The organism is Aestuariirhabdus sp. LZHN29 (assembly GCF_049985285.1).
In the GTDB taxonomy this organism is placed as follows: Bacteria; Pseudomonadota; Gammaproteobacteria; order Pseudomonadales; family Aestuariirhabdaceae; genus Aestuariirhabdus.
The window spans coordinates 1-8,065 of record NZ_JBNIEU010000007.1; the positions used below are offsets into that span (position 1 = coordinate 1).

Annotated in this window: 6 protein-coding genes and 1 tRNA gene; 1 reads left to right on the forward strand and 6 read right to left on the reverse strand. The window is 53.8% G+C overall.

Going from position 1 to position 8,065, the window contains the following annotated elements:
* The 6 genes from ACP3PW_RS17145 to ACP3PW_RS17170 form a co-directional block, all read right to left on the reverse strand.
* A tRNA-Arg gene (locus tag ACP3PW_RS17145) sits at positions 1 to 77 on the reverse strand.
* 161 nt (positions 78 to 238) lie between these two features.
* Positions 239 to 1,723 (reverse strand): efflux transporter outer membrane subunit, encoded by a 1,485-nt coding sequence (locus ACP3PW_RS17150; protein WP_426417956.1) that lies wholly within the window; start codon positions 1,721 to 1,723, stop codon positions 239 to 241.
* A gap of 10 nt (positions 1,724 to 1,733) precedes the next feature.
* Positions 1,734 to 2,867 carry an HlyD family secretion protein gene (locus ACP3PW_RS17155; RefSeq protein ID WP_426417957.1) on the reverse strand — a complete coding sequence of 378 codons (1,134 nt, stop codon included), beginning with the start codon at positions 2,865 to 2,867 and terminating at the stop codon, positions 1,734 to 1,736.
* A 3-nt stretch (positions 2,868 to 2,870) separates the two neighbouring features.
* Positions 2,871 to 3,083 (reverse strand): DUF1656 domain-containing protein, encoded by a 213-nt coding sequence (locus tag ACP3PW_RS17160; RefSeq protein WP_426417958.1) that lies wholly within the window; start codon positions 3,081 to 3,083, stop codon positions 2,871 to 2,873.
* A gap of 19 nt (positions 3,084 to 3,102) precedes the next feature.
* A complete protein-coding gene (locus tag ACP3PW_RS17165; RefSeq protein WP_426417959.1) occupies positions 3,103 to 5,253 on the reverse strand; it encodes an FUSC family protein in 2,151 nt (716 codons plus the stop codon).
* 7 nt (positions 5,254 to 5,260) lie between these two features.
* A complete protein-coding gene (locus ACP3PW_RS17170; protein WP_426417960.1) occupies positions 5,261 to 6,469 on the reverse strand; it encodes a cation:proton antiporter in 1,209 nt (402 codons plus the stop codon).
* Positions 6,470 to 7,100: 631 nt separating this feature from the next.
* Here ACP3PW_RS17170 and ACP3PW_RS17175 point away from each other — a divergent pair.
* Positions 7,101 to 7,940 (forward strand): hypothetical protein, encoded by an 840-nt coding sequence (locus tag ACP3PW_RS17175; protein WP_426417961.1) that lies wholly within the window; start codon positions 7,101 to 7,103, stop codon positions 7,938 to 7,940.
* Positions 7,941 to 8,065 lie beyond the last annotated feature (125 nt).

An 8,065-nucleotide genomic window follows, 5' to 3' on the forward strand; every position in this document is an offset into this window, starting at 1 on the left:
TGGCGCGCCCGGCACGATTCGAACGTGCGACCGCCTGGTTCGTAGCCAGGTACTCTATCCAGCTGAGCTACGGGCGCGGTATACAGGCCGCGTACTATAGAGATTTCAGTGTACGGAGTCAAATTCGAAAAATCATCGACAATCAAGCTATTAGCCGTCGACAAAATGGTGCAATCGGGTAAGCAAAACTCTAATCAACCCCCCGAATCAGGGCAACCCAGGCAGACCACGGGCCGAACTACTGGAGCAGTCCTTCCCATGCATCGGTTCGGGTGCGCATTTGCGCTTTCATCACCGCGGGAAGCAGATCAACCGGATCCCGGTTCTCACGCAGCTCCCATCCACCTCCCAGCGCTTTGTAGACATTCACCAGGTTGCTGGCAACGTCGCCCCGGGCTGAAGCGAGCAGGTCTTGCTGCTGCAAATGGGCGCCCAGGGTGCTGAGAACCGTATTGAAATTTATTAGCCCATTTTGATACTGCGCGGTTGATACCTTGAGTGCGCGCCTAGAGGCCGCTGCCGCCAACCGGTATGACTCAAGCTGTTCGCTTGATTTCAGGTAGGCGATGATCGCGTTTTCCACATCGCCCTGGGCCTGAAGCACCGTGTCCCTATAATCCACCAACAGCTGTTGAAAGCGTGCATCCTGCAGCCGCACATTGCTTTTAAGGCGGCCGTAATTAAAGATATTCCACTCAAACAGACCAAACAGGTTCCAGCTTTCGCTGTCGCTATTAAAGAGGTCGCCACCGCTATCGGCACTGGTGCCAATTGACCCGCCGATAGAAAAATGAGGGTATAGCTCCGCTTCTGCAAACCCGATCTGGGCGCTTTGGGCTGCGAGCTGCCGCTCGGCTACCCGGATATCGGGGCGTCGCCGAATAAGGTCCTGCGGCATACCCAATGCAATATCCGACTTCACGAGAGGCACCCCTCCCTTCTGGGCGAGCAGATAGTCCAGTTCTTGTGGCAACTGGCCGAGCAGAATCGCAAGGGAGTTCTTGGTTTGACGCAAAGAGGTCTCCAGCGACAGCGCCGTTGCCCGGGTATTATTCACCAGGCTGCTGGCTTGATCGGCATCCAGTTCGCTAACCTCACCGGCATTCGCTTTTGCCTGTGCAATCCGCAAGCTCTCCTCTTGCGCCACGATATTTTCCCTGGATACTTTAAGGCGGTCCTGAAAGGTACGCACAAGAGTGTAGTTTTCGGCGACTTGCGCAATCAACGAGATAAGGACGCCGTCATAGCTCGCGACACTGGCATCCAGGTCTGCCGATGCTGACTCAATCTGTCGTGCAAAACGCCCCCAAAAATCAGCTTCCCAACTGACATTGAAGCCGAGATTATATTCATTAAATACGACTCCGCCCGATTTTTCCCTGGCCGCTGAACCCGTCACTTGCTGTTGCTGTGGATACTGATTACCGATTGCTATGGCCAGCTGTTGCTGCGACTGCAGGACTCGGAGCCCTGCGGATCGCAACGACAGGTTCTGTTCGAGGGCGACAGCGACCAACCGATCCAGCTCAGGGTCCTGAAAGGCCGACTCCCACCACCTCGTATCTACCGGAGACTCGCCACCACCCTTTGAGTCCTCCACTGCGCCCCACCGGCTTTCAACCGTCACCGGGGGTTCCTGGTAATCCGGCCCCAACATCGTGCAGCCGGAAGCAAGAATCACACAGAAGAGGGGGATACTGATCGTTTTCAACAATCTACTCATTGCAACGTCCCTACTGGAGCAGTGCCGGGGCGGCCGGAACCGTCTCATGGCCATCACTACCTCGACCCGTCATCACCAGTACCGAAGCGCTGGTACCGACCCGCAACGCGATGCCCTCTGGCAAGGTTTTAATGCTAATGCGCACAGGCACCCTCTGGGCTAACCGAATCCACTCGAAGGTTGGATTTACCGTGGGCAACAGATCTGCACCAGTACTCCCATCTTGCTGGGCGATGCCCCAGCCGATGCTATCGACCACCCCTTCGAGCGGCTTATCCGGATAGGTCATCAGGGTGATGATCGAACGGTCGCCCGACGCCATCGGGCCGATTTCGTTTTCCTTGAAGAAGCCATCAATCCAGTAGCTATTCACATCAACCAACGCCAATGCGGGCTGGTTCGCCACTGCCTGGCTCCCGAGGCGAAGGTCAAGGTTGGTTACGTAGCCGTCAACCGAGGCCCTTACCTCGGTAAACTCCAGATTGAGTTCCGCCTGACGTACGGCAGATTGCGCTTTACGCAGGCTAGCGTTGGCCTGCCCAGCAGCCCCCAGGTTAGCTCGAACTTCGGCCAGGTCAGCCTCTGCCTGTGTCAGGGACGATCTGGATTGCGCAAGTGCAGCCTCGGCCCCCCGGCGTTGTTCAACGGATATGTCATAATTGGCCTGGGCTCGCTCCAGTGACTTCTGAGATGTTGCCTTTTGCGGTAACAGCTCTTGCTGACGGCGCAACTCTGCACGATTTTTTTGTATCGTGGATGCGTACTCCTTAATACTGCTCTGGGCCTGCAAAACCGCCGCTCGTGACACCTCAACCTGAGCCTGTGCAGCCTCAACCTGCTTCTCCTGCGCCAAATAACTGTCTGCGGCCACATCATACTGTGCCCTGGCTTCGTCGAGGCTAGCCTGAAAGGTCCGCGGGTCAATCTTGAACAACAGTTCACCTGCACCTACGAACTGATTATCCCGCACGGAAAGAGAAACAATAGGTCCGGAAACGCGTGGCGTTACCTGAATCACGTTCGCCCTTACCTGACCGTCCCGCGTCCAGGGATTAACGACGTAGTCCCAATATTTGAGCAGTACTAGACCTACCGCAATCAAAACAACGCTCCCGGTCAGCAGATATTTGCTGGCTTGTTTCACTTGCTACACCCCAATAATAAAGGTTCCGATAAGAACCGTATAAATCGTCATTAACGCCACCGATAAAAGCGGAGGATAAAAAAAGTGGTCTGATAATCGGTAACGATTAAGCAGCCCAATCGTCATGAGTGCTGCAATAACACCAAAAAAACTGGCGATCAACAGCGGCGGCATATAAACCCCGCCCAGGGAAAACTCATGGGGAATTGGCGTCATCACAGGCTTTCGTCTCGTCTCATATAAAGCGCCCTTCCTTCCATTGATGCCATGGCACGTTTTGACTACAGCCGACATAGTCTACCAGCGCATCTGTAACGCCGCGGAATGCTCCCAGCAAACGATAAAAATCCTCACCTTGCTGGCTACTCAAAGGCTCCCCGGAGCTGGCTTCCAACACCCCCGATATTCGCTTCTCCAGTCTGTCTAAAAAGCTGGAAACGTTTAAAGACAACGAGTCAATTTCAACGGTTTCAGTCCCTTCCGATAAGCGCTGAATAATACTGTGAACTCCCGCCTTCCAGGCGAGTACATCCTCCCTCAATGCCTGCTCCAGAACCGGAGACTGCTCCACTCGCCGCTCTTCGAGTAATTCCTGCATTTTATACCCAAGAGTTTGCAAGCTACCCACGAGGGCAAGTGCATGTGGCTGCGCGTCTGCGCTATTCGCCCGAGTTTTAATCTGCGGAGCCCAGCCTTGGAGTTTTTGGGGCAAAGTGGATAGTTCGTAAGTATGGAACGCTAACTTCCAGCGTTGCAGCGGAGACATCGACCGAGCAGGAACCGCTCCATTAATAGCCATAAGGTAACTGGCACTACTAAAAAAACGGTTGAGCAAGTTACGAAATCGTCGCTCGGGCTGGGGCGTAAAAGGTATATACGCCAGTAAAAACATGATAACGAACATCAATGCCGCCGTTGCGACAGACAAAAAGCTATAACTCTGTTGATTGGTAATCGATGCTATTGTTACAAACAGGGCAAGCCCGGCCGCTCTTCCCAGCCCCTGTGCAGGGCTTGAATAGCGGTAACAAATACCAAAGGTCATCACGAAAATCAGGATACCTAGCTCATAAAACCGAGTGAGATGAGGCATAATAAAAAGGTAAGCGATACAGGCTAGAAAAACGGAGACCGTAACGGGCCTAAATAGTTTAGATACGGGCAGCTGAGGGTTGATAGCCAGCACCATGCCTAACGAGCACATCAAACCCAAAAAACCCGCCCCTCCCGGTAAGCCCTCAACGTAGACCATAGCAACCCATGCCATCCACATAACCAGCATCAGCACAAGAGCCGCTCTGAAGCGATCCAGGTCCAGTACGAAGGGAGCCCGAGTAGGCGGTGCAGCCTTTGCCTCGGTGATACCTGCTCCGAAACCCTTGATTGCACTGACACACTCAAACAACTCCCCGGCGACGGTTTCCATACGTTGCATCCGGGCGCGTAGTGTCGTTAGCGCTGACCTTTCAAAGGGAGTCAGTTTCTCGGCAGCAGCGGATGGGTGCAATTCTATAGTAGCTAGCTCCGACGCCGGAGCGTGACCGGAAAGCATTTTTTCAATGCCCTCCAGGCGCGATGCTAACTCCGCCGCGTAACGGTCAAAACCGGGTAACAGCTCTCGTAATTTAAGGGACTCGGTATCGGCGAAACCCTCCCGCCAACGCTCCATGGTCTCTACCATTTGATTGTCCAGGCGCTGGTAGTATAACCACTGAGCCTTATGCTCCCACACTTCATGGTCATCGATTTCGGCCGCTGCCAACACACCAGCAAAACTGGCCTTGGCTTGCATGACCTCCCCCCTGAGGCGCTGGGTTTCACTCTGATCACCCGCTTCACCGAGGCAAACAGCAAGGTACGAACTAAACAACCGATGATGAGCAGAGACCATACTCACTACAGTGGCACCAAAATTACTTCGGCTAGGCCAAAGGAATATCGTCACCAGACTGTAAACCACCACACCCAGCATGGTCTCCAGGCAGCGTGAGACCGCCAGCGCAAAAGCGCCATCGGCAGCCTGCCCTGCATCCATGCAGATAATGGCTGACACAAAACCTGCCACGTGCCAATTATAAGGTTGGCCGGGTCCTGCCAGCATGTAAGTGCAAACCCCAAGCCAAAGCGACAGGAAAAGCATGAACATCCAACGATCTTGCGCGAACAAGCTAATAATAATCAATGCGATCACAACGCCCATCAGGGTACCGAGCATTCGCATTGCTGCTCTATTGACCGACTGCCCAACCGGGCCCAGACTAACAAACGCCACCGCAAATGCCGCCCAATACGCCTTATCCCAGTCGAGAGACAGCGCAATACCAAAAGCGATGGTCATCGCCAAGGCTGTTTTAATGGATTCCTTTACCGTTGTAGACAGTATCATTATGACCCTAACGCTGAGACCGTTTGACCTTGCTCGCCAACAAAGCAACCAGAGGGTTGGCGCTAACACCGTGGGCGATCACACTCAACAAAATAGTGAACACCACCGTCATTGTGATGGTGTCGCCTCCCGGTAGATGCTCATTAAGGACGATTACACCGAAGACAATACTGGCCAGCCCCCGAGGCCCAAACCACCCCATAAACAGCTTCTCACTATTCCCCAGGCCAGTTCCGATGAGAGCAAGAAATACAGGAAGCATGCGTATTAGCGTAAGACTGAGTACCGAGTAGAGCACCACATCCCAGGTAAAGGCACCTAATGACTGTCCCACTACCACCGCACCGAACACTACCCAGGTCGTCAAGGCCAGAGTATCACCCGTGCCTTCCGCCGCCAGCAAAAGGCCATGTTTATGCTCTCCGGCTAGCACCCCAAACAGCAATCCGCCGGCGAAAGCGGCAATAAATCCGCTGCCACCCAGAAACTGAGCCAATGCGAAACAGGTTACGGCCAGGACAACGACCGGTAGTTGCCGCCAACTCTCGGTAATCCAACCCCGCTTACCGCAGTACGTGAGCAGCGATGCACCCAAAAACGTTATGCCCAGCCCCACCACCAACCCGATCCCGATCTCTTCAACGACCAGTTTCAAAGCCAGTAGCTGACCGCTTTCCTCTCCTCCTCCGGCACTCGAAACAAGGGCGAGAAAAATAAACAGGATGGGAACGCAGATACCGTCATTGAGTCCACTCTCCACGTTGAGAGCTTCACGGATATTAGCAGGAACCGACTCATCCGTTACCACCGCCTTACCCAATGCGGCATCTGTTGGCGCCAACATGGTTGCCAATATAGCGACCTCGAGCAGCGTCAAACTATCGAACAAGAGCACGCCAACACCAAATCCAAGTAGAATCGTCAGCGGAAGGCCGACCAGCAACAGGCGCGAAGGAAACTGAATATTGCGCCCAAGCACCCCAAGATTTGCATTTGAGGCGTCGATAAAGAGAACCAGAGCCAAGGTTAGCTCGGCAAGAAGACGAAGTCCCTCCCCCTCTATTTCAAATGCGATAACGCCAAGGCCAACTGGGCCGAACACTAAACCGAAGGCGGTAAATACGATCGCACCGCTGAACAGGCTACGTGACAGACGCCCACTTACCGCGCTATAGATAAAAATAAACCCTGCCAGTACTGCTATATTTCCGTACATTTGTTGTCTCCTACGCCCAAATCCTTTGGATGTGACAGAACACGGCTCAAGGTGCACTCCAGCTCCCTATAACTGTAAACTATTTCACCACGAAAACCACAACCTCCAAAGGTTGGCTTTGTGAGCCACAGGCCGCCGAAGTAGCCGTCAAGCACCGCCGCTATTCGCTCAGCCTACCGAAGCACAACCAAAAGATCCGCCTCCCCTTTAAAGCGGGCTTCTTTTCTGTAAGGAACCCATGCCTTCACTGAGTTCCTCGACAGTGGGCTACTCGATCCACGCCTCATGCCCCATCATTTTCGAAAAAATGGATATACCCCCCCATCAACCAAGCGCGCCCTTAACAAGTACCCTTAACAAGTACCCTTAACAAGTACCCTTAACAAGTACCCTTAACAAGTACCCTTAAGAAAGCTGGTCTATAGTTGGTATCACTGCCCCGAAAATGCCAGCCGGTCTCCCTAGAGAATACCGCAATGTCACAAGCCTGCTATTTCTCAACTCGCGAACAGTCCATGAGCCTGCCCTGCGTTCTACCCCAATGAGTTACTATCAAAAACTCCGCCCTTTAGCACGTCAGCTCCTTATAAGCAGTCTACCCAGCCCATTAAACGCGAAACAGCAGGTGGTGGTGTCGGGCGTTCCTCGCAGCGGTACCTCCTGGTTGGCGAAAACTCTCTCACTATGCAAGGGAGTAGACTACTATTTCGAGCCCGACGAGGCCTTAGGCCCCGACTACTACGATAAATATCTCGCCGCTGGCGACCGGGACGATCAACTACTCAACCACCTCCAACGCTCTCTAGGGGGGCGAGTGGTCAACGAGTACGCCATTGCCGAGAAGGGGTTAAGGGAGATTATTGGCCGCCCTTTCGCCGATGTCGTACTGGTAAAGTGGGTGCGTATGTCGCTTGCACTCGAATTTTTCGGCGTCAATTTTCCCGACGTTCCGGTGGTTCAACTGGTTCGACATCCCGTCCCCCAATTCCTTAGCTGGCGCCAACGAGGGTGGGATCCGCAATATGTACTGCAAGGGATCTGCAAGCAGGAGGTACTTATTAACGGACCTCTACGGATGCACGCCAAGCAGATGAAAGCACAGCACGATTTTTGGGGCAGCGCAGCCACCCTTTGGGGAGTCATGACCACCATGCAGTTACGTGCCCACCGCCCGCAGTGGATACTTAAAGAGCATGAATGGTACTGCACCGATCCGATTCCTCGAATGCGCTGGCTGATCGAGACGCTTGGGCTCAGCTGGACAGAGCGAGCAGAAGAGTTCCTCTCCCCTAACCGCAGTAAAGCCTCAGGGCCCGGCTACGGTGGACGACGCGACCCCGCTCATGAACTATCAAAGTGGCGTTCCCAGATAACCCAACAAGAGTTGCACGTTATTGCCAGCGCACTCGAACCCTTTGAGCTGCCGTTTTATCCCAACCTTAATCCGGAGACCCACTGGGAAGGCCAGTAACATCAGAACCCCAACGAAAAAGAGCCCAACCCTTTCAGGTTGAGCTCCTTCTCTTTATTTGGCGCGCCCGGCACGATTGACCTGTAACGCCCTGTGGGCCGTTACAGCACCAAGGCTTCGTCGCT

What these genes read in the sequence shown, in the direction of transcription:
- ACP3PW_RS17150 (WP_426417956.1), bottom strand. Translation starts at nt 1,723, where the DNA reads ATGAGTAGATTGTTGAAAACGATCAGTATCCCCCTCTTCTGTGTGATT.
- ACP3PW_RS17160 (WP_426417958.1), bottom strand. Translation starts at nt 3,083, where the DNA reads ATGACGCCAATTCCCCATGAGTTTTCCCTGGGCGGGGTTTATATGCCG.
- ACP3PW_RS17165 (WP_426417959.1), bottom strand. Translation starts at nt 5,253, where the DNA reads ATGATACTGTCTACAACGGTAAAGGAATCCATTAAAACAGCCTTGGCG.
- ACP3PW_RS17170 (WP_426417960.1), bottom strand. Translation starts at nt 6,469, where the DNA reads ATGTACGGAAATATAGCAGTACTGGCAGGGTTTATTTTTATCTATAGC.